At 41.5% G+C, this 20956-nt stretch carries 13 protein-coding genes; 5 read left to right on the top strand and 8 right to left on the bottom strand.

Annotated elements, in window-relative coordinates; translation table 11 throughout:
- Nucleotides 1–48 precede the first annotated feature (48 nt).
- The 6 genes from NT178_18430 to NT178_18405 form a co-directional block, all read right to left on the bottom strand.
- Entirely contained in the window at nt 49–1674 is a 1626-nt protein-coding gene (locus tag NT178_18430; GenBank protein MCX5814496.1) for a hypothetical protein, read from the bottom strand.
- A complete protein-coding gene (locus NT178_18425; protein MCX5814495.1) occupies nt 1674–4214 on the bottom strand; it encodes an Eco57I restriction-modification methylase domain-containing protein in 2541 nt (846 codons plus the stop codon). Before NT178_18425 ends, NT178_18430 begins: the two co-directional genes overlap by 1 nt.
- A 75-nt stretch (nt 4215–4289) precedes the next feature.
- On the bottom strand, nt 4290–5048 hold the full coding sequence (locus NT178_18420) for a hypothetical protein (GenBank protein MCX5814494.1): 759 nt from the start codon (nt 5046–5048) through the stop codon (nt 4290–4292).
- On the bottom strand, nt 5048–5836 hold the full coding sequence (locus tag NT178_18415; GenBank protein ID MCX5814493.1) for a Bro-N domain-containing protein: 789 nt from the start codon (nt 5834–5836) through the stop codon (nt 5048–5050). The genes NT178_18420 and NT178_18415 overlap by 1 nt, the downstream gene beginning before the upstream one ends.
- Nucleotides 5837–5844: 8 nt before the next feature.
- Nucleotides 5845–9039 carry a helicase-related protein gene (locus tag NT178_18410; protein ID MCX5814492.1) on the bottom strand — a complete coding sequence of 1065 codons (3195 nt, stop codon included), beginning with the start codon at nt 9037–9039 and terminating at the stop codon, nt 5845–5847.
- A gap of 108 nt (nt 9040–9147) precedes the next feature.
- Nucleotides 9148–9351, bottom strand: coding sequence for a hypothetical protein (locus NT178_18405; GenBank protein ID MCX5814491.1), 204 nt, complete (start codon nt 9349–9351; stop codon nt 9148–9150).
- 224 nt (nt 9352–9575) lie between these two features.
- Here NT178_18405 and NT178_18400 point away from each other — a divergent pair, with 224 nt between their 5' ends.
- Nucleotides 9576–10115: a hypothetical protein gene (locus tag NT178_18400; protein MCX5814490.1), complete on the top strand. Its 540-nt coding sequence runs from the start codon at nt 9576–9578 to the stop codon at nt 10113–10115.
- A gap of 78 nt (nt 10116–10193) precedes the next feature.
- Here the strand turns inward: NT178_18400 and NT178_18395 are convergent, their stop codons facing one another.
- Nucleotides 10194–11192, bottom strand: coding sequence for a hypothetical protein (locus NT178_18395; protein ID MCX5814489.1), 999 nt, complete (start codon nt 11190–11192; stop codon nt 10194–10196).
- A gap of 967 nt (nt 11193–12159) precedes the next feature.
- Between NT178_18395 and NT178_18390 the strand changes: the two genes are divergently transcribed.
- The 4 genes from NT178_18390 to NT178_18375 all read left to right on the top strand — a co-directional run bounded on the left by NT178_18390 (nt 12160) and on the right by NT178_18375 (nt 20020).
- Nucleotides 12160–13419 (top strand): hypothetical protein, encoded by a 1260-nt coding sequence (locus tag NT178_18390; GenBank protein ID MCX5814488.1) that lies wholly within the window; start codon nt 12160–12162, stop codon nt 13417–13419.
- Nucleotides 13416–16184 (top strand): hypothetical protein, encoded by a 2769-nt coding sequence (locus NT178_18385; GenBank protein ID MCX5814487.1) that lies wholly within the window; start codon nt 13416–13418, stop codon nt 16182–16184. The genes NT178_18390 and NT178_18385 overlap by 4 nt, the downstream gene beginning before the upstream one ends.
- A 351-nt stretch (nt 16185–16535) precedes the next feature.
- A complete protein-coding gene (locus tag NT178_18380; protein MCX5814486.1) occupies nt 16536–18479 on the top strand; it encodes a hypothetical protein in 1944 nt (647 codons plus the stop codon).
- A 569-nt stretch (nt 18480–19048) separates the two neighbouring features.
- Entirely contained in the window at nt 19049–20020 is a 972-nt protein-coding gene (locus tag NT178_18375) for a hypothetical protein (protein MCX5814485.1), read from the top strand.
- 17 nt (nt 20021–20037) lie between these two features.
- Here NT178_18375 and NT178_18370 read toward each other — a convergent pair whose 3' ends face one another.
- On the bottom strand, nt 20038–20661 hold the full coding sequence (locus NT178_18370) for a recombinase family protein (protein ID MCX5814484.1): 624 nt from the start codon (nt 20659–20661) through the stop codon (nt 20038–20040).
- Between the last annotated feature and the right edge of the window lie 295 nt (nt 20662–20956).

The raw sequence follows: 20956 nt of genomic DNA, 5'->3' as shown, positions 1-20956 counted from the left end.
AGGCAAGGTAGCGATTTGGATTTAATACAGGACTATAGTCATAGATTCTCATTTCGATTTCCATGAAAAAAACACTAAAAACAACAATGATCTATACAAATCTATTAAGTTTTTTCCAAACAATTCAGGCTCCAGTTTTGTATGGTGGGCAACATAGTTTCTTATGAGATAAGCCCTGATTAAATATTTCATCCATGTCAAATCCTTTGATTTTTTTATGAATTTCACGGTCTTGAGTTCATCAAGAAATTGCCTTAACTCAACGTAGCTTTGAACATCCATGTTTGTCTTCCCTACTTTCTTCTGCAATTGATCACAACATGAGTCAAAATCTCCGGTCGCCAAAAACACAATAGCTGGCCTGAAATCATTCTTGCTTGCTATCTCTTTTACCCATGATTCAACAGCTACCGCAAGTGACCGCATGTAGGACCAGATTCCTTCTTCACCGAAATATGATGGCGAGAAGTATTCTTTATTAATGCCGATGACTGAAACAAGGAGTGTCTCATTCCCTATCTTGAATGCGTGGTCTATAATGTCATCAACAGCGCCCTGACCAAGTTTTAAAACAGCAGGAACTTCTTTGTTATAGTCTTCCAGAACGCTATCCAAAGATGATTTTGTTTCTCTTCTTAAAAAGCTTTCATATTCCGGATATATCCTCTCAAGGGGTGGAACGTAGAAGAACTCTTGTCCGCCAAGGATCATCCCTACATCATTGATTATATCCCTGTATTTCTTCCCCAATCCAAACCTCAAAAGGCTGACTGTTTCACTTATGTCCTTCTTTACCTCATTCGAAAGTTTATATTTCTCCCTTCCCCGATAATTGAAGTAGAGACCGCATAGCGTCCTAAGAAAGCCTATCCATGACTCATATGAATGTTGGTTGCTTATGGTTTCCGCTATTTTACTACGATCACTGTAAAATCTTTTCGCATCATCTTCCTCCAGAATGTTCTCTTTTACAAAATAAGAAGTCTTTCTGAAAAGAAGACTCTCCTTGAACCGATATACCCAGAGGGATTTGAACTGTTCCTGCCAGTCCGTAAGCGAAAGCTTTCGGGGAGTTTCGCTCAGGATATATGTCTCATTTTCGCCAAGAGGCACGAGAACGTTGATCGTACGGGTATGCCACTGGTTGGCCTCCTCAATTAAGTAAATCTGCCATGGGGCATAGAAGTGTCTGGCAGTTGATTCCATATGTCTGATAGATGCTCCATCGACTGTCATTTGCAGCCTAAGCTCATATTCTTTCCAGTCTTTAAATGTGTCCTTTGATGGGACTTCGACAAAACATTCGCCTCTTTTGTGGGCTTGATCAAGCGGATGGCCTTCCTTTAACGTTATTTCAAATTCGGGCAATATTTCTATGTGCCACCGGTTTAACTCCTCATATTCAAATTGCAAAAGATTTCCATGCTCATCAGGCACTGAAACCACCTTAACATCCTGAGGCCCATATGTTTGCTCAAATATTGTTTGCAGGTAATCCTTTGGTCTGTTTATGCGGTAAAGCGGACATATCAGCCCGTGCTTGTCATATGCCTCCAGCGCTTTGTCATTTGCTTTAATGTTCAGTTTACCGCATGAGTCCTGGAACTTGTCAATCTCCAGATATATGTCGGCACCGTTAAATGGGCTGTTGTAATCATCATCTAACCAAAACATTATTGCTTGCCTCTTTTACCCTCAACAATGGCGATTTCGTCAGGAGTGAGGTTGTAGAGTTGATAGACGAGGTTGTTGATCTCGGCTTCAAGGCGGGAGACGTCGGGGGAGTCAGGGTCAACGAGTATTTGATTGACGAGGGCGATGATGGGGGCTTGCTGGAATGGGGTGGCAGGCAGCATTGGAAGTTGTTCGACATACATAGGTTTGAATTCATAGTATCCTCCACGTCGAGTAGCGGCAAGCTGTTTGATAAACCACCATAAAACAGTTGAGTTCAACAGCCCACAAACATATTCGGGATTGTCACAAGCACAGATCGAGGTCTTATCATTAGAAAAAAATCCATCTCTATTCATAGCATATTCAACACCACTCGTGATTGCAGGGATAATAATCTTTGGCCCTTCAAACTCCTCATAATACGCGCATGACCTCAGCTCCCACCAGTATTTGCCTTGATCGTCCCTTTTTCTCAGTTTATCTTCCCATTGCGTAAGGTGGCAATGGATGGCAGGATAGTGTTGCTCAAAAACGTCATGCGCCGCTTTTTCTGTCTTTGCATTTGACCAGGGCCAATCCCTATTGGCACTGCTTGGGATGGTAATAAGATACAACCCTGCCCATTCCGCCTTCCATCTCTTGATATCCCGTCCCCGGAGCCAGGGTTTTATTAGTTCTGCGCTTTTCGGGTCTTCAGCAATAAGCCGCTTCTTCGTTGTCTCGTCAATGACAAATGCTTCGTTAAGTCCGGTTAATATGCCCCGGTAAAACCGGCCCTTCACATATTCACCTAAAGGCGTACCGGCTTTGCGGAGTTTTTCCATAAGGGATAAGACTTCCGGCTTTTCAAGTGCCCAGCCTTCTTTCCTCAAAGACGTAACTGGCATGGAGAAACCTTTTTTGTCAAGGGCTTCTTCCAGCCGCTCCAGTTGTGAAGCGTCGGTAAAAGTGGCGGCAAGGGTTGTCTCTTTCGGCCCGGGGCGACGCTTTTCCACAAGCAGGATTGAAGGATATGTGGTGGCATCGAAGATAGGCAGGTCACAGAAATCGATGACTGTCTTTGGCGTAACTACGCCCGTCAGCAACTCCCGCGTGTTCTTCCCATAGCCTGCGCGCATGAACTTGTTGGGAGCGATGAAACAGAGATGACCGCCTGATTTCAATAGGTCTATACCCCGTTTATAGAAATATGTATAAAGGTCGGCAGTACCGCAGTAGAATTTACCGAACTCTTTAGAAAGCATGGGTTTTAACTCTTTTATCCCCTCTTGTCGCACATAGGGGGGATTGGCAATGATGATATCGAAACCTTCCCGATGGTCGAAGACCTCGCTGAAGAAGATGTTGTAGTCAAAATGGGTATCGTTATTTGTCAGTTTCGCGATCAATGCGTCAATGCGGGTTTTTTCCTCCCTTTTTCTTCCAGGGCTTGTCTCGTCGAAAAAGTGCGACTTCAATATTTCCAATTCGGCAAAAAGACGATCGTTCAGTACGTCCCTTTTGACGCTTCCAAGGGAATTCCCGCAGACAATTTTGTAGTCAAGGTTCGGCAGCGGCTTGATCTCCCGGATATCATCCTCATCTACGACAAGGGATAGCCAGAGACGGAGTTTTGCTATTTCTACCGCGCCGGGGTCAATATCAACGCCATAGATGGATTTCTCAATGCAATGGCGCTTAAAATGGTAAATTGTCCGCGAAGGCTCTTTTATAAAGACAGAGAGGACATTACGGGTCTTGACAATCTCACCCATCATTCCCACGGGAAAGGCGCCACTCCCGATAGCAGGGTCGCAAACCTTTATGGCAGCAAGCTTGTCATCTATGATCCGGGCATTTTGCCGGATGCTTTCAGGCAACTGATAGGAGTATCTATCGGTTTCCCTGCCTTTTGCTTCCACTGTCGCTTCGTTTTCACCCAACTGCTCACCGTAATGGATAAGCGTTTCTATGTCCTTTTTAGGAATGGCAGGTCCCGACATGTATTCTATAGTCAAATCCAGTTGTCCTGTCTTTGCTTTATTGCCGAACATGTCAAGCTGCTCTTCGCCGACTTTTTCGTAGGCAACAACCCCGGCAGATAATTCATTATAGAGATAGTTTATAAGGCTTTGTCGGCACATGTAGTGGACGATCTCGCGGGGCGTATAATAGGTGCCTTTCGATTTGCGGTCTTTTACTTCCAGGAGATTTTCAAAAACTTTTCCGAGCATCTCAGGATCAACGGCCACTTCCTTCTCAAGGGGTTCATCTTCTTTAACGGTAAAATTGTAACGGTCGAATATGTCGAGGATGCCATTGCCGCTGTCGCCTTCTTTGGTTTTGTTATCATTCGAAAAAAGGTCGTTGGGCAGAAGAATGTCCATATGTACCCAGTCATAGCCTCCAATGGGATCAAAGAGGCCGCCGTTCAAGAAGGGAATTTTACAGTTGAAACGGCTGTAAAAATCGCCATCTCTCTCCCTCGCCAGTGCTTCATAAAAGAGCGGTTCGAGGATTTCATTGAAGAAATTATTGTATGTTCCGTGTTTGCCCATAAAAAGCTCACGGAGAAAATTCTTTGGCCCTGTGCCCCAGTCGGCATCGCGCTCAACACCAAACCAGCCTTTCTTCTAAAGAAAATAGAGAAAGACGATCTGACCGAGCAGCTTCTTGGCAAAATCAACAGCGTTGACGCCCTTTGTTTCAAAATCAGTCTTGACCGCCTGATTTTCAAAGACAATCTTATCAAGGGCTTCTTTGGTCCATAAAAAAAGTTCACGATATTTTTCAAAGAATTCTCTGGTGACCGTTTCAATGTTGAAGGCTTCTTCAAGCCGGGAAAGGGCTGGGTCGTGCTCATCGTCGGCCATGATCGGAACAAGCCGGCTTTGTGCAGTGTGACTGTTTTCATTCTTGCCTACGAGAAAAGACCACCTGCGGGCAGGGGTGAATTCTTCTTTGATCTTCATTCTCCCGTTTTTGCCTTCTTCAACGCGATAGTCCATCTTGACGAGGGAAAATCGCCAGTCTTCCTGATCGGGTGAAACAAAGGCAGCAAGCGCCGCGTCTTTCATATCTCCGCCGCGGCTGCCGTTCAGATACCAAGCAATGAAATTTCTCTGCATGGTGCGGGCACGTTCGATGGAAGTCTCTTTTTTAAGCTTCACCACAAGGATGTCAATCTTATGCTCACCATCGGAATATTTGCCAATACGTTCAAGGACACTTATGTATTGGTCGTACGCATCTGGAATAAAATTACCCTTATAGGAAAATGGGGCTTCTTCGATTGAGTTAAGGAGGTTCTTGATGAAATATGTAAATCTGCCCTTGTCGAAAGGGCTCTCCAATGTTTCTCTGACAATACTTTGCGCCTGGTCTCTGTCCATTACTTTGCTTTCTTCGGCAGCCTTTTCTTTTCCATAGGTTTTCTTAAATAGTTTGCCTTGGAGACAATATCGCCACCTGCCTTCGCGTCTTCTTTGAGCTTTTTCATACCCTGCGAATCTTCGGTACGGTGGATTTCAGTTGTGGCCCGCTCACTGAGCATAGTAAAGATAAGTTCAAAATCGTCCATATGGTCGCGGAGGTTTTCGCGTTTTAATCCTTTATGTTTCTTGTATTCTGTTGGAGTTAGTCCAAATGCTGCCTTTGATATTTCAGCGGTGAGAATCTCATAATCCCTTTTTTCCTGCGCTCCGCGATTCTGCCATTCATCGGTAAGCTCTTCACGGATGGCAATACCGCGCATCCTTTTTTCAATCCAGTCATCAGGGTATCCTTTGAGCTTATACAGAAGCCGGGTTCTCTTTGTAGCAAGCTCAGGATCTTCTATCTCCTGAACACGCTCATATCCCACTTTGGCCAGCCAGCGTTTGAAAGGTTCAGCTTTAGGGGAAGGGATTGACTGGATAACACGGAAAATGCCTTCCGTATTGGCACAGTCCGTCTCCCTGTGCTGTCCGTCGGGCGAAAGCAACTTCAACCCGTGACAAAACGTCACGACTTCACTTCCTTCCTCCTTTAGTCTCTGTTTCAACTTTCTCCAATATGCTCCCGCGTCTGCACTTTCAGTCAATACAACGCATACATCGACTACAGAAAACCACCACTCGTTTTCGTATAGGGTTTTACGAATCCCTTTACCTTTGAATAATGCGATTTTTGTTTCTTCCATAATCCCCCCTAATGCTCAGTTAAATAAAGCGACAGGATTACTTCTCTCCTGCCGGTTCTAGCACCTGCACCTGCGGCAAAATGTTCTTCCAACAGCCTTGTAGATATGGAAGTTTGCAACACCCCAAGCACCTTTAACGGGTTAACCAGGCCGCCCTTAAGTTCATTAAGAGACCTAAGGGTTTCTTTGGCGGTCTGCTTCGGTAAAGCCCCTTCTTCCAGCCGTAGCATAATCTTTTTAACATATATCTCCTGGTCTTCAGTAAGTTTACGGCGGTCTTTCATTACCGCTTTCAGAATACGCAGTAGTTGCGAGGCACTATCCCTGCCACCCCCTCGTGCAGTTATTTCAGGCATCTCCTCATTGGTAGCAAACAGAAATGCTTCCTTGTTCCTGGAAAGCAACTCATAATAATCTGAACCTGTTTTATGGCGAATTGTTTCGCGCCCGGCCTCAAGAAGCTTGGCAGCAGTTAAAAAATCAAGTTCCCGGGCATCGCGGACATTACCGGCAAGGAAGAACTTTTGCAGCTTTCCACGACGAAAATAAGTTAAAAGCGTATTGTGATATTCTCTGTTTTCCCTTGCGGTACGGGCCTTTTTTGGAAGGCGCTTTATTTTATCAAAAATTTCGGGATGCTCATCACGAATGGTTTTAATAATGTTCAGATACTTTAATTCGCTCTCTTCTGTTTCGTCCTCGCCGGTAATGGTTTTTGCACTGAGGAGGCGATTAAAAAGTTCGTGAGACCCAATAGGTTCGCCTTCTGTGAGAAGCGCAGCATCACCTCCAAGGAGTGTCAGGAAGGCATTGATCTTTGACTCCGCCGATTCTCTCAGCTTGATCTGGTCGTTCGATTGTTTAGTTGGAAAAAAGTTGAAGGTATGGATTTTGTCGAAGGATGTATCCACACGATTAATACGGCCTACGCGCTGCATCATGCGTGTAGGATTCCAGGGAATGTCGTAATTGATAACCACATTGGCCCGGTGAAGATTGACGCCTTCGGAAAGTACTTCCGTTGAAACCAGTATACGGTAATCATCTTTTTTATGTTTCACCTTTGCGTCAAAGTTTTCAATAACCTTATCCCGTACGGCTTCTCCTGATGAACCGTTGTATGAAAGAACCTCCCCCTTAAGCCTGGTGTTAATATGACCGGCAAGATATTCTGCAGTTTCTTTTGATTCAGTAAAAATAATAAGCTTATTCTTCTGCAAATCCTGATTCTTCTGAAGCTCTGTAAGAAAGGAATGTAACTTCGGGTCTCTGGTAATTGATGACCATAATTCCTTGATTTCCCGGAGGATATCGAGATCAGCCTGTAACACAGGCCTAAAATCATCTTTAAAATCGGAAGCATCATATATCTGCGCCTTCCCTTCTTCGATGAGGTGTTGAATGGCTTCATCATCATCATTTTCTAACAGTTCAAATATTTTATTCCCGTACTTTTTGCTCACATAGACATTGCCCTTATCATACTCCTGGATAAACTGCTCGTAGGAATGTATAAAGCGGGCAATAGAATTTTTAAATGCATGAAAGCTGCTTTCCAGACGCTTTACGAGCAATATCTTCATGAATTTACCCATGTTTTTCTGAGACTGCTCTTCGAGCTGATCGATTTTCCCTTTGTAGTAAAGCATCGGCATATAGCGGGCATAGTTAAACTTCTGCGCAGCAAGTTCAATTGTTTTGCTAAAGACATTATCTTCATGCTCATCCAACTCGTAGAAAAGCGGTATCGGGACCTCCACATCGGGAAACTTCAGATTTTGTCTATCAAGGTCCTGAGAGAAAAACCTCGTTATTTCCATCCTGGTACGACGGACCATGAGGTATTTCAAGACTTTATCTCTGATTTCCTTAGCATTTTCTTTGACCCTTTTTATGTATTCTTGGTAATCTCTCTGGCGATCAAGGTTTTTCAGCCTCTTATCTAATCCATTGAAAAAAGCTTCCAGATTTGGGAGGTTTGGGATTATACTTTTCTTCGCGTTTTGAAATAACTTTATCTGGCTAAGTATATCCTTTGGTGAATTATTGTAAGGAGTAGCAGTGACAAGGATGATTCGTTTGCCGCGACATATCTCCGCCAATTTTTCATAAGTTACATTGGACTCTGTGCGAAAACGATGTGCTTCGTCAACAATTATGTTGTCATATTTTTCAACACCTTTTTTCAGTAAATCGTCCAGCTTTCCAATTGATTGAAAATCGGCAGGAACACGGAAATCAGAAAAGACATTGCTCCATGAGCCGGGATTGTTGGTGTCAAGAAGGACAGGAGGGGCGATAACAAGCGTCCTGCCGTCAAGCTGTCCCGCGAGCATCGCAGAAATGTAGGTCTTTCCGAGACCTACTACATCTGAAACAAATACGCCACCGTATTCTTCAAGAATTTTCTTTGCATTTAGAACAGCCTGCTCCTGGTATTCCAGTTTCATGAATTCTTCAGGTAAATAACGAACAAAGATTTCATCTGTCAGGCTGAGTTCGTCTTTGAAATATTCGTAGAGAAATTTCAGATAAAGTTCATAGGGCGTGATGGTCTGGTTGAGCCATGTTTTAGTTTTGATCGTCTCGATATATTTTTCGCTGACATCAACTGAATCAGCCCAGAGTTCATTGAATTTATTGAGAGCAAATTCGAAGTCAGTGCGATTTTTCAGTTCAACATTGAATTCAAGATTATCTATGAATCCGGCCTGCGTAAAGTTGCTGGAGCCGGTAATTACACGACCCATATCACGATCGCCTTCCTTAAAAGTCATGATATAAACCTTAGCGTGTATCTTATCTGAAGGAAATGCCCTGATCTGGAGTTTATTATTTCGTATCCACTCAATAAAATTCTCCACCCCTTCCTCAATGTTCTGATTATCGTCGGAATGCTCAAACTCTTTTTCAATTTCACCTTCGAGGCGTTGTTTCGTTTCAGCATGAGAGAATTGCAGTTCTCTTTGCTGCGGTTCCCCACCTTTTTGAATAAGATCAAAGGTTTGGCGGTCTGTACTGATGCCGATCAAAACCCTTATCAGTTCTGTGTCTTCGAGAGATTTATAAATGTTAAAAAAACCGCTGGTATAAAAGTAACCGACAAGACAGTCAAAGAAGCGTGTGTCTTTAATGAGCGTCTCGAAACGGTTTTTAAGGCTTTGGCCTTTCTCGTTAGTAATAAAAGTCAGGTCTGTATTCATAACAATTTGTATAGTCTCAATATTCCAATCTCATAATCTGTCTTTCCGGCATAATTAATAGTCAGTATCACGTTTCTTGCAAATTTACACCCGAATAAGATGCATTGTTTATTCAACAAGTTCCAGTTCACTCTTTTCCTTATATACCGATTCTTTCAATTGTTTATAGTACCTGAAAAACTTCTCACCTGCCATGTACATCTTATAGGCCGCACCGATAGACCATGCCTCCATATCCCATGAGAAATCTTTTCCCCATAATCCCCAAAACTTGTTTTTTCTAATGTTATCAAATGGATTAAAGGTAGTCAAGGCAAGAAAAACAATAAATATAATTCCTATTGATGTTATAATGGCGGTTTGGTCACCTGGATCATTTCCTGTCCTGACCTATAATGATTATTGCGGATATTAATACAGCTCATGTTTCAACCTCACCCCGATAGAATTGTATTGCATAAGAGAAGTATTATATAGAAGTGACCATATGAAGACCGAAGAAATCTCGATAGAAACTCTTAATGAAAGGAGTGAAAATGACAGACATAGAATATGTTCGAAACGTTACCCAATTAACAGATAGAGACCATGAACGGCTTATGGAATACTACGCAAACCTGTTGCCAGAAGAGCGGATTGCTGTACATGGCCTTCATACGAAAGTCTCCCAAAAAAGAAGTTGCCAGAAAGACAACTCTCGAACCCCCGCCTACTACCATGCCACATTTATTTTAGCGGTAAGAGAGTATAAGATAGCTCAAAACCCGTCTGCCCCATCAAGGAGAATGACAATGAAAGAGGCAGGGCAAGTAGATGCCTTGCAAAAGACGCACAGGAAAGCCAGGGCATCACGCAAGCCATCAGTTGTGCAAATGTTAGCCGAACAGCATTATTGTGATATCAAGATGTTGAGGGATAAACAGCCCAAGCCGGAGCCTTGGAGAACGATAGCCGAAAAAATGTCACACCAATCTGGACATAAAATAAGCCATACAGGTCTGAAGAACATTTATGAAAAGCTCGAAGAAGAGGGTGGACCGATGATCTGCCAGTCTTTGCCGGATACACAATATTGAGTGTTCCATACACAATAAAAAAGGGCCGCTGGAATTCTCCGCGGCCCTTTCGTTTAATTATTAAAACTTATCCATATATCATCTCTGCTTGCTTATATCTCCAAGAATACCAGCTGGTTTTTTCAGATATAACCCTGTAATTGCTGGTCGGGAATGACCCATTTCATGTGCCACCCTCAATTTAGCTGTAATTTCACCCATCCCTTTGTGATAACATTCCTGTAACCGCCTCTGGGCAAAGCTATGTCGCAAACCATGGCTCCCTGTGTACCTCTGATTGGTCGCCTCTGCTGCCTTCTTCAGTTTATACCGATAATGATCGTGGTCTATCTTCAGCACTCCATTATTACTATCAAGTATCCGGGATAGATCTGTATAGGTCTGGAGGGAAACATAAACTTCGCGCTCCCTGCCACCTTTGGTGGAAATTGAAGGCAGGAATATTCTGCCCACTTCCCTTCCGGTTACATCATCAATACAAGTACCATATAGCTGATAACACTTTATTAATGCAGCTTCCCGGATTCTTGCGCCAGCTTCGTATTGAATTAATGCCACTATCCGAAGCAGAGGATCCCGAATAACCTCGATCAATGCTTTTGGATTTGCATATTCACGGGTTTCCTTTTTGAGGTCCAGTTCCGCTTTGGCAATGGGGCGAAGGCTGTTTATCGCCTCACTAAAATCGTATTTATTTGCTTTATGGAACTTTACCGCATACATGTTTAAAGCCATTGCAAGCTTGCCCAACCCTGCTGCGTAAGTTTTAAAGGTCCGTAAAGATAGGCCTTCATCGATGACAAATTCCAGATAATCTTTTATATCATTTGCAGTTGTCAATTCGACATTCCATTGTCTGTATTCTGTTTTTATATATTTTCCTAAGAGAATTGCTATATTTCTGTATTTGTCCAATGTTTCGTATGAGGTTATTAAGCATTTATCCGCAACCTCCTGACTTGTACTGGCTCCCGCAGCCCTTGCAAATGCTTTTGCTTGGTGCCTTTTTGTGCCTATACTTATGATACCGCTTTTCTGAAACAAAGCTTGGATCTGTCCTATTACACTGCCTGTCATAACATGCCTCCTTGCCGTCTTTTTTGGGCGGTCGGCTCCCAGGTTTGGTCCATCAGCTGTTCAAGGGTTAGCAGCTGTCATCCCTAATCTTTTAAAACAAACTGCACTACTGTATTGCGGGATTTTTTGCCTTTTGTTTTTTTGGGTTCATTCTGACCGTTTACTGGCAGAAAGGACTCATAAAAACCTGTTTGATATCATATAAATGAAATATGGCCCTCTGTTGGGCATCATTTGTAAACTTTTACAAATATGGGTAGCTTCGTACAAAATAAATGAATCATCAAATATGAGCGACATAGGTCGGATAGTTTATGGGTTATCTCTACATGCCGGGAAAACTATGCCGGCATGTAGTTTCTATATAATTTGGTGAAGATAGTCGTCAAAGTCTCTGTATGCTTTTTATTGTAGTCAGTATGGATGTTGATGAATCGGATAGATATATGAAATGGTCAATCTATGCATTTTGATAATAAATAATCTGTGCCGGGCTGCACCCGGTTAGTCATATTATATATATTGTATTTTTCAAGGCTCGTTCGGTTAACCATAGCGAAGTCTTGGGATTGAATGCGCCCCTTGTATAGATATTTTTTACCCCTGGGGCTATTTTTTCGATCACCTAATAAAATTACTGTCTACCTATATATTACTTCCGCATAATAGACTCCGGAAAATATATTTTGCCAGCTTATTGATAACCGGTTGAAACATAGAAGAGAAAAATTGTCCATAATAACTGCTAAAAGATAGGCTGTAAACATTTGTAGCTGAAAGAGAGTTTTTGAATTTCTTATTAAGTATCTCCATTACAATCGGAATTTATTATTTAATGGCAGTTTATTCTGTTTTGTTTTGCTCTTTGAGCTATATTGCAATATATTAAGATAAATAGTAATTTTGTCATATAGAACTGATCAGATTTGCTTCACATAAGTTAGTTTTTACAGAAGGGTGAATAATAATGGCCATTAATATTCTCGATTTCAAAACCGATCTTCGAGTTGCTTCCGATTTCATCTTGTCCACCAATCTATGTAGAAAGGCCTTGGAAGCATCATTGCCTGGAGGTGCTGCAAATATTATCCGGGATGTGCTGAAGGTTGTAGATATTCTTGTCCAGAGTTGTCATCTTCCGGAATTCACAGATCATGGAATCCCACATCTTGTCAGTTTGGTAGATAGAGCCGATCAATGGACTGTGGGTGATGACAAATTTTTAGTGGAATTACTTAATCCAGACGAAGCAACATTGCTAATTCTTGCCATACTTACGCATGACTTGGGGATGCTATCCCAAGATCCATTGGATATGGAGACAGCACAATCGACGAAAGGCATGTCAAATGTGGCAAACTGGGTCAGGAAAACCCACTGTAAACGTTTAAGACGATTATTAAAGCGAATTTTAGAGGCTGAGGGATATACAAAATTTGCCCAGTCAAAGTTTTTTGATCTTCTATGCTACATCTCCATGGCCCATGAAGAATGGTCGTGGCAAAAGGAATCGCAACACTATCCAAATATAAGAAAAATGGTGCCTTATATGTCGGCAGACGGCTATAAAATTTCCGCTGATCGCGCCTGCGGTATTGCTGCTGTTGTCGCTGTGTGTGACATATTGGATGAAGATTCTCTGAGATGCGATACTGAAACCCTTCTTCTTCACAGACAAGGAAATGTTTTGAATAAAGCTCATTGGATTCGTCATTTATTGACAAAAGAACGCGTATATATCAAGAAAAACAAATTTACAGTTACATTCAGATGGCTGCAATATGGAACAGATCAAAGAGGAATACAGATATTAAATGATCCCAGTGGCTGCCAAAGTGGATCAAGACATAAAAATGCAATCGATGCCTTGAAAAATCAATTTTCATCCACTCTCCTATATAATGATGATTTATCCGCTCTAAAAGCAGATCTGGGTGATCCCACATATAACGAAGAAGACGAGATGGTATCTATCCCCTGGAATTTGCCATCGCTGCGTGATTTTTGGGATTGCACACCGGAGCGTCTTTTACAGAGCGTCTTTTCATTTGCCAGAGAACCGAATGCTGACGTTCGAAAAAAATGGGGTAAAATTACAGGCAACGCAACATTTAGGACATTAGACCTTGTGAATTACTATCGACTCATTGGACTATCCGATGATCGACCGGAGCCCCTTTCTGATGAGGAAATTACCTTCAGAAGCATTTTTGAGGCCAACCTATGACGACGGAACTTTCCCATTGCGAGTCAATTAAATATTTACGAGATTCAGCGATTAGGGCTCATCTCGATGGTCAGGGTGCCAAGGCACGGCAACTCGCCGCGATAGCTTTAAGGAAGGAAGCAAACAAGGGAGTGATTCCAGTTGTCAATCTCGAAGATTTGGCCTGGGCTTTTTACTTGGTAATCTATTGGATGCTGGAGGAAGAGGATTTCAGTATCGTTCTTGATGGTGCTTGGGAATCTTTCAACAAAAAGCCGCAAACGAGCAATACAGGCAATAATGATGCTTGGCACACTATAATACAGTTTTTTATTGATGTCCTAATGCCTAATGGGGAAAAATGGGAGGCGGACATAAAAGCGCTTGAAGAGATCCCAAAATCCTTTTTCGCGGCGAAGAACGATCAATACGCCAATGAAATCCTCTGTATGATTCTTCCTCTTGTCATAGATTTTGTCCATTATCTTTATCCCGATAAAAAGGAAGGTTTTTCAAATGTTTTGATGTGGCATTCCTTTTGTAAGCGATGGGAATCTCACGCATTGTATGCAAAGAATGAGGATTTGCAAAAAATGATAATGACGACCCGGGAAAGGACAGAAAAACAACATACCTGCCTATTTGAGCCAGGTGCGTTTCCTTATAAGGCTGAAAACGCCTTAGAAGAATTTTGGAATGCCTTCTACAGCATAGATGTTGATGAAATGAAAAGATTGCTCCCCCGATTAACAAAGCTAGCACAGGAGGATGAAGATAGACTCTATCCCGTCCAAAGTCTCATTAACATGACAAGATTTATTGTTAGGTTGGACACGGACCAATTTCCAGGCGTATACAGAATCCAAAGACTATACATGGAAAACCAACAATGGTTATTTGGACGACTGCGAAATCAAGAGTTCTCGCTGGTATTAAATGATGCCTTTTCCGATGCTGAGCATGGAAAGCCTATAGGCTCAAAGTCTGTCCAACTATGGCGACTACCACTTATTTCAGAAATCAATGCCCTTCGCAATTGGGACCTCCGGAATTACTTAGAATCATTAAATACGCAGAGCAAGGCATCTATTTTCCTTGGTTTATTTTCCATTGATTACAAAGATAAGCCTATTGTTGCATGTCGGGCTGATGATTTACGAAATGGCATATTTAATGCCGTCAAAGGTTGGTCGCTACAAAATGAAAAAACGCGGCATTTTAATGATGTCAAGAGGGCAATATATAGTCTTGAATTGATGAAAGATGCAAAATCCGAAATTGAGAGTCTAATCAAATCTCTATTAAAATCAAGACGTCCTATCGAAACACGCGGTCTTGTAAATTTCTTCAGTGTTGTAAGTGATGCGATACCCCTGAATTGCCTTGAGGATGTTTTCAAGATCGCCATTGTTGTGTTCTCAGAAAAGGAAGCATTTTGGGGCTTTGACATGAAGATGTTAAATTGGTGGGAAGACATTTTTAAATGGAACGATTTGGATAGAAAAAAATGGGATATCGTAGATATTTTGCTAACTGATTTATTTCATAATCCTTTTTTCTGGAATATTTCCAACGCAATGCTTAAAGAGGCCTTGATCAAGGCACCCAAAGATCTTGCTCATAAATGGGCGAACACTATTGCCATAAATAGAAACAAAAATGATCTTTATCCATATGGATATTCGATTGTATATAACGCATCCTTGGAACGTTCTGATTTAAGAGAATATGCTTTTCTCATCCTTGACTTTCTTGAAAAAGACCCCGCTTTAGCTGCTCAAATGATGTATGATCGTGCTTTATTGCTATCGGTAGATGAAGATAATAGTGCCGTGAGTAATACGCTTGAAGGTAGTAAATTAAGGGAGGCATACGTTGTAAAATATCTTCAATACGCTCAATCTGTTGCCAATAGAAGGGCCAAACCACAAATTCGCATTGGAATGTTGGATCTTCAAACGCATTTGTTTCGACGAATGAACTGGGGTAACTTAAGTAAAAAAGAGTTGGCTCGCATTGACAAAGCCATCAAGGCAGCCATAGGCAATAGTTATTGTTCCGAACGTGATTTTATCACTTTGCTTCCTATTTGGAGCATAATAACCAGTCAACAAGATAAAAATGTCATTGATGAAGCGGGTATTTGGTTGATTGATTTATGCCGAAATTATCAACCCATGCCAGAGCATCTTCCCGGCATAGATAGTCCATTTTCACGAATGTCAATTGTCTCTGATGTAAAAGATGCTACTCGATTTGTCAAAACAGCAGCGCTGTCAAGATTTCTTCACAGAGTTTCGTTATCTATTTGTAAAGATATGTTTTCGTGGATACAAGACGAGATTCCAGAGACAGAAGAGGCAATTCTGCCGATATTGTGGGAGATGCTCTTAGCCTTATATATTACTGGAACCAATGACCAGTCTATTTCTGTACTTAATGCCTTAAATGCAATCTATGCTAGGACAGCCACTGACACTTTAGTGTTAAAAGAAGTTGCGGAGAGGTCTTATAATGTGATGATTATGCCACAACGGAAAAAAGGTAAACGCCTGATGGAAATCTTAAAGGATAAAAAAGATAAAGACATCAATTCCATTTTGAATATGTTGGACAAAATTATCGGAAAACTTGTCCAAGCACCCAATTCCGATGGCCGAAGAGCCGCAGCATTACTGCTCAAATTGTTTGGAGAAATGGGCTGGATAAACGATCAAAGAGATAACTGGACGGAAAATCTAAAAAAAGATCCACGAGCACGTGTTTTTTCCGTTTTCAGGGTATGAGAACTAAAATAAAGACATCTATAATAAATACTTTAATACTTACTTTCGATCAAAGGAGGGTAGTAGTCAACTGGGCATATGAAACCAGTGCTTCTGATTCTCGGCAGAGGATGGCCTCTTTTAAATGTTATTTGACAATGCTTCCCGAGAATTCTCGCTTTGAAATAGGAGTGAAATCGGAGGACAATGGACGTATGGGCGATAAACAGGCAGAGGAACCAACTTTGGAAACCCATCAAAGCAAGGATCAGGGAGTTTGTAATGTTGTCTAACAACATCCACAAAATCATACTGCACGAAACAAAATACTGACCTTGGTTTCGCTGCTTTTATATCAAAAGGACTAAGAAAGTGAGTGATCAGCAATCGACACAGAATTCCGTCGCACACCACATCCACTTGGCAGCCCAATCCCTGCTTAAGTCAGTGCAGATTTCTGGTGAAACCATTGCAGAACAACTAAATAAGACCTTGAATCTATTTCTGACCTGGCCATTTAAAGCAGGCCCTGCTTATATGACCGACAGTGTCGGGAATACTACAACCTTCGATTCACTCATCTATATGGCCTCGACAGGCCAAGCACAGAGACAACCAGCTAAGGTCGATGCGGATGCAGCCGCGTGCGCCATATATGCAGTAAAGACTCTCGGCCCAGAAGAACTCCGTGCAGGATATGAACACATTGCTGCGATCAAGCGCTTGGAAAGAGATCCAGTGCCAGACGTAAAATATCCGATAAATATCACGCCATTGGGCATCATATTTGCCATAGACTCTGTTGGTCCAATCGAGGCAATCGGGGAACAAATGATTGTATTGAACCAAAGCCGCCCGTCTGCAGAGTGGCCGGACATGGTCGCAATCCTCACGCAGGGCTCGGTTAGCTATACGATGGCGTTTCCTGGCGAGCCCATAAAAGGCGATTTGTTCCTTCCCAACACTGCTTATTCCTATGTCCCTCCCATGTATGTTCATGTCTTTGCGCGTGGCCTTGGGTTGCTTTCATTGAACAGGATGTGCGCTTCTGTATTCGCACACTTGCAGACATTTTCTCCAGGAACAATAATGCATAGCATGGACGAAGTTTTGGAAGGCGTTGCACCTCTTGGGATCACACTTGGTGCATACCAATTCAACCTGACCGGTGACCTGGTCCCTGCGCGTAACGAACTATGGGAAAGAGGAATAGTCGCTCCTCCTTTGTTCCGCCTTGAGGATAACAAAGGAAATCTTGTTTCTCATTTGCGATTTATTCCCTGGCAGGATGGCGGAATAGTGCAACTGGTCGGGAAGCTACCCTTGGAAGGAATTCTTTTATTTCTCGGAGCAGAGGTAATGAACGCAAAGATCATAAGACAGTCCAACGGAGCAATTTCAACCGTTCTTCCTATAAAAGAAGCCCAGTTTAACAAAATGTTGGTGCGCATTCAGAAGCAAACCAACTTGGTGGTAAGACCAGAGGAACCGAAGTGGACTGTCATAAAATTTGCCGATGAAGGCACAGCTTCGCCTTTTATTGCTCGTTTGTTTGTCGGGATTCTGAATCTCAGAGAGGCTGTTTTTACGGATGACAAAAAATCTGAAGAGTTTGACAAGATTTATAAATTTGTTGTAGAGACACTGATGAACGTCCGGACCACATCAAAGGAAATCACTCAAATTTTGGCCGAACATAATTACAAGGTGTCACGAGGTGAAATTGCCAGCTTACACGGTCACGTAATTAGGATTGATGAACCAATTGATAGTAAATTGAGGAAACAAGTTGAAGAGTTCCTTAACGGCTCCGTGAGGGTGCTTAAAGATGGTATGCAAAAACTTATGATGGTTATGAAGATGGATATTAGCTTCTTGTATAAGAAACAAGGAACCTTTGAGAATAGAGTTACAGCACTCGCAAAAACACAACCGGAATTAGCTGCCTACCTTCGGGAAACTCGAAAATGGTCTGAGCGCCTGATTATGGTCAGAAATGACCTGCATGAAGGGTGGATGCTGCCCAGAATGACCTACCAAGCGGTCTCTGATGTTATTGGGGCGGTGGAACCGCAAATCTTTAGTCAACCTGTTTCTCAGTTTGTGGATTATATGCTGGACCGCCTCTGCAGTTTTGTTGAAGAAATTACTGCCTATGGTTTACAGGCTCAGATGCCTTCGGGCATTTCGATAACGGAAATACCCGTTGTGGATAGAAAAAGGGACAATCCGGAACGATTTAGGGTCACTTTTGTATATGGTGGGATGCCGATCTGGAGCATTAAATACAACGCTGCCCGGTTTGGCCAAATTTAATGAACGTTTGCGGTTGTAGCCTTGTTGCTTTTGTTGCATTGCGGACCAAAGTGTATATTTCCTTACGTAATCCACGGTTCTTTATGATATACCCAATGCTCGACTTGTAGGCGTAGCAAATACCATTTTTTAAGCCTGTTTTTAATTTAACTTGGGCAATTATTTTAAGAATTACAGGTGCTAACCTACTATCTCTATCATTCAATTTTTCCGTATTATCACCAAAATTGAGATAATTTTCGTAAAACTACAGTGGGTAGCATAAGTTGGTCTTTGTCATTTGGTACCATAAGTTGGCTAAAAGGATCAACTTATGGTACCGATCATAAACTTACTGACAATTAATTTTTTGTGTGAAGTAAGTAATACACTTTTATGGAAAATAAAAAAACACATCAAATCTTCAAATTAAACAAAAATATTAAAAAAATAATCAACCCAATTATATGGGCTACCAAGGACCGCTCAAACATTTATCGCCAGCCCCTGAGGCGAAGCGTTAATAAAAAATGCAAGAAGGTGAAGTTAATGAACCGCAATGACAAAATAAAATATAGGAGGTATACGGAATGAAAATGAAAAAAGCTATTAAATATTTAAACACAAACGATCCAGATGAAGTATTCAAATTTTATAAGCGATATTACAGGTCATTAACAAATAAGCAAATATATTATCTATTGGCTAAAGAAGGTCTGATCGAACATACCTGGGGTTCCTACATGCGACACATTTTTCCACAGACTCGTGATGATGGGTTTGCAATTGACACGGTCAAAAAATATGGTGAGTCTTGCAGCAAAATATCAAGGGAAACTGGATACTATGGCATTAACGCAAATTTATTGAATCCGAAAAAATATCTTTCAATACAGGTAAGAAATTCTCTTAATCTTCCATCTTTTGAACTATGGAGCCATCAGCGATATTGCATTGAGCTTTGGGTTGAACACCCGGATCTGGCTGAATACATTCGAAATGAGATTGGAAATCCAAGGCAGGTTCGAGTCTGTCATGCCAATGACATATTTTCTGAAAGAAAATTACGGGATGCTTATAAAAGATTTGAAGAGATGTCGCTGCGTGAGCCAAAGGAATTCGTCATTTTATATTTGGGTAATTGGGGCGCTGCAGGCCGCAAGATGTACGAATGTGTAGCAAAACAATTTTCTAACAGGGTATCGTTAATTCGACATATAGGGATAAATTTTGAGCACATTCCTAATATACTACCTCATCCTCTGGCCAAGATTTTAGGGAAGCATGCAGAAAACAATGAAATATTTGATATATACGAACACTATGAGATGGAAGCTCTACGACCTACGGAACTTATTTTATTAATTGATGACACAATCGATGAATATTATGACCGGCGACTATTTCCCGGAAAAACAATTGAAGATTGGGTTAAGGTATTCAACAACCTCAAGGAAAAATTAGTCCAAAGCATTGAAAAATCGATATATAGTTTTGAACCATCAGATTCTTTAGAAAACAAATCCTTGAACAATCGCATTGCTTACCGAAATACAGATTAAATTATAACAAATTTTTTTCATATGGTGGATTTCTCCTGCGCAAGCCTTTTCTTTCTTATAAATTCTTTAAGGTTCGTCCTGCTTGTATTAAGTATCCTTGCAATGGCTGATCTGCTTACCTTCTTCTGTATAAACATCTGTATCTCATCCTCTTTACCGTCAAGCTTACTTTTAGATATGCTGCCCTTTGGCCTTCCGAGTATTTTTCCGTTTATTTTAGCCGCATGAAGGGCAGATTTTGTCCTCTCCGATATGAGATCCCTTTCAAGTTCTGCTAATAGGGAGAAGAGGGTGATGAGAATCTTTGACTGCATGTCATGGCTTCCCTTAATATCAAGTGCCTGCTTGATAACTATGAGACGGATGTTTCTTGTTATCAATTCATTTACAATATTTATCACCTCAACAATGCTTCTGCCTAATCTTGAGAGTTCAGCGGTTATGATCATATCACCATCTTTCACTTTAGCCAAGAGTTCCGTTATCCTTCTTGTATTGGAGTCCTTCCTGCTGGATGCTTCAACATCGATGAATTCATCGACCTTAAGGTTGTTTTTGTTTGTATAATTTAGTATCTCAAATTTCTGATTATTGAGATCCTGGGTATTTGTAGAAACCCTAAGATACGCTATAATTTTCATTGTCTATATAAACCCCTTTTTTATAGTTTTTTTGTTCAATAATTCAAAAGATTAATGTTACTTTCATAGTAAAAAACTGCTCTATATAAACGGTCGTTTATTACGTCAGATAAACCGAATATATCATTGACTTACTCTATACAAATTTTCAGGATGGTCAGCCTTCACTCCTATATAAATGCTTCCCGCAGTGCTGACAATAAAACACCCTTCGTCCTTTCCCTGATCTGTCCCACCAGAAAAAACGTCTTTGGAAGGAATCGCAGTTAAAGCATTTCACACCCATGTCTGTTTT

It is taken from the genome of Pseudomonadota bacterium, assembly GCA_026388255.1.
Classification (GTDB): Bacteria; Desulfobacterota; Syntrophorhabdia; order Syntrophorhabdales; family Syntrophorhabdaceae; genus JAPLKB01.
The sequence above is the reverse complement of the archived record's forward strand: the minus strand, read 5'-3'. Positions and strand labels throughout refer to the sequence as shown.

Excerpts from the sequence above, each read along its gene's own strand:
- NT178_18430 (MCX5814496.1), bottom strand. The coding sequence starts at position 1,674 with ATGTTTTGGTTAGATGATGATTACAACAGCCCATTTAACGGTGCCGAC.
- NT178_18425 (MCX5814495.1), bottom strand. The coding sequence starts at position 4,214 with ATGGGCAAACACGGAACATACAATAATTTCTTCAATGAAATCCTCGAA.
- NT178_18420 (MCX5814494.1), bottom strand. The coding sequence starts at position 5,048 with ATGGACAGAGACCAGGCGCAAAGTATTGTCAGAGAAACATTGGAGAGC.
- NT178_18415 (MCX5814493.1), bottom strand. The coding sequence starts at position 5,836 with ATGGAAGAAACAAAAATCGCATTATTCAAAGGTAAAGGGATTCGTAAA.
- NT178_18410 (MCX5814492.1), bottom strand. The coding sequence starts at position 9,039 with ATGAATACAGACCTGACTTTTATTACTAACGAGAAAGGCCAAAGCCTT.
- NT178_18400 (MCX5814490.1), top strand. The coding sequence starts at position 9,576 with ATGACAGACATAGAATATGTTCGAAACGTTACCCAATTAACAGATAGA.
- NT178_18395 (MCX5814489.1), bottom strand. The coding sequence starts at position 11,192 with ATGACAGGCAGTGTAATAGGACAGATCCAAGCTTTGTTTCAGAAAAGC.
- NT178_18390 (MCX5814488.1), top strand. The coding sequence starts at position 12,160 with ATGGCCATTAATATTCTCGATTTCAAAACCGATCTTCGAGTTGCTTCC.
- NT178_18385 (MCX5814487.1), top strand. The coding sequence starts at position 13,416 with ATGACGACGGAACTTTCCCATTGCGAGTCAATTAAATATTTACGAGAT.
- NT178_18375 (MCX5814485.1), top strand. The coding sequence starts at position 19,049 with ATGAAAATGAAAAAAGCTATTAAATATTTAAACACAAACGATCCAGAT.
- NT178_18370 (MCX5814484.1), bottom strand. The coding sequence starts at position 20,661 with ATGAAAATTATAGCGTATCTTAGGGTTTCTACAAATACCCAGGATCTC.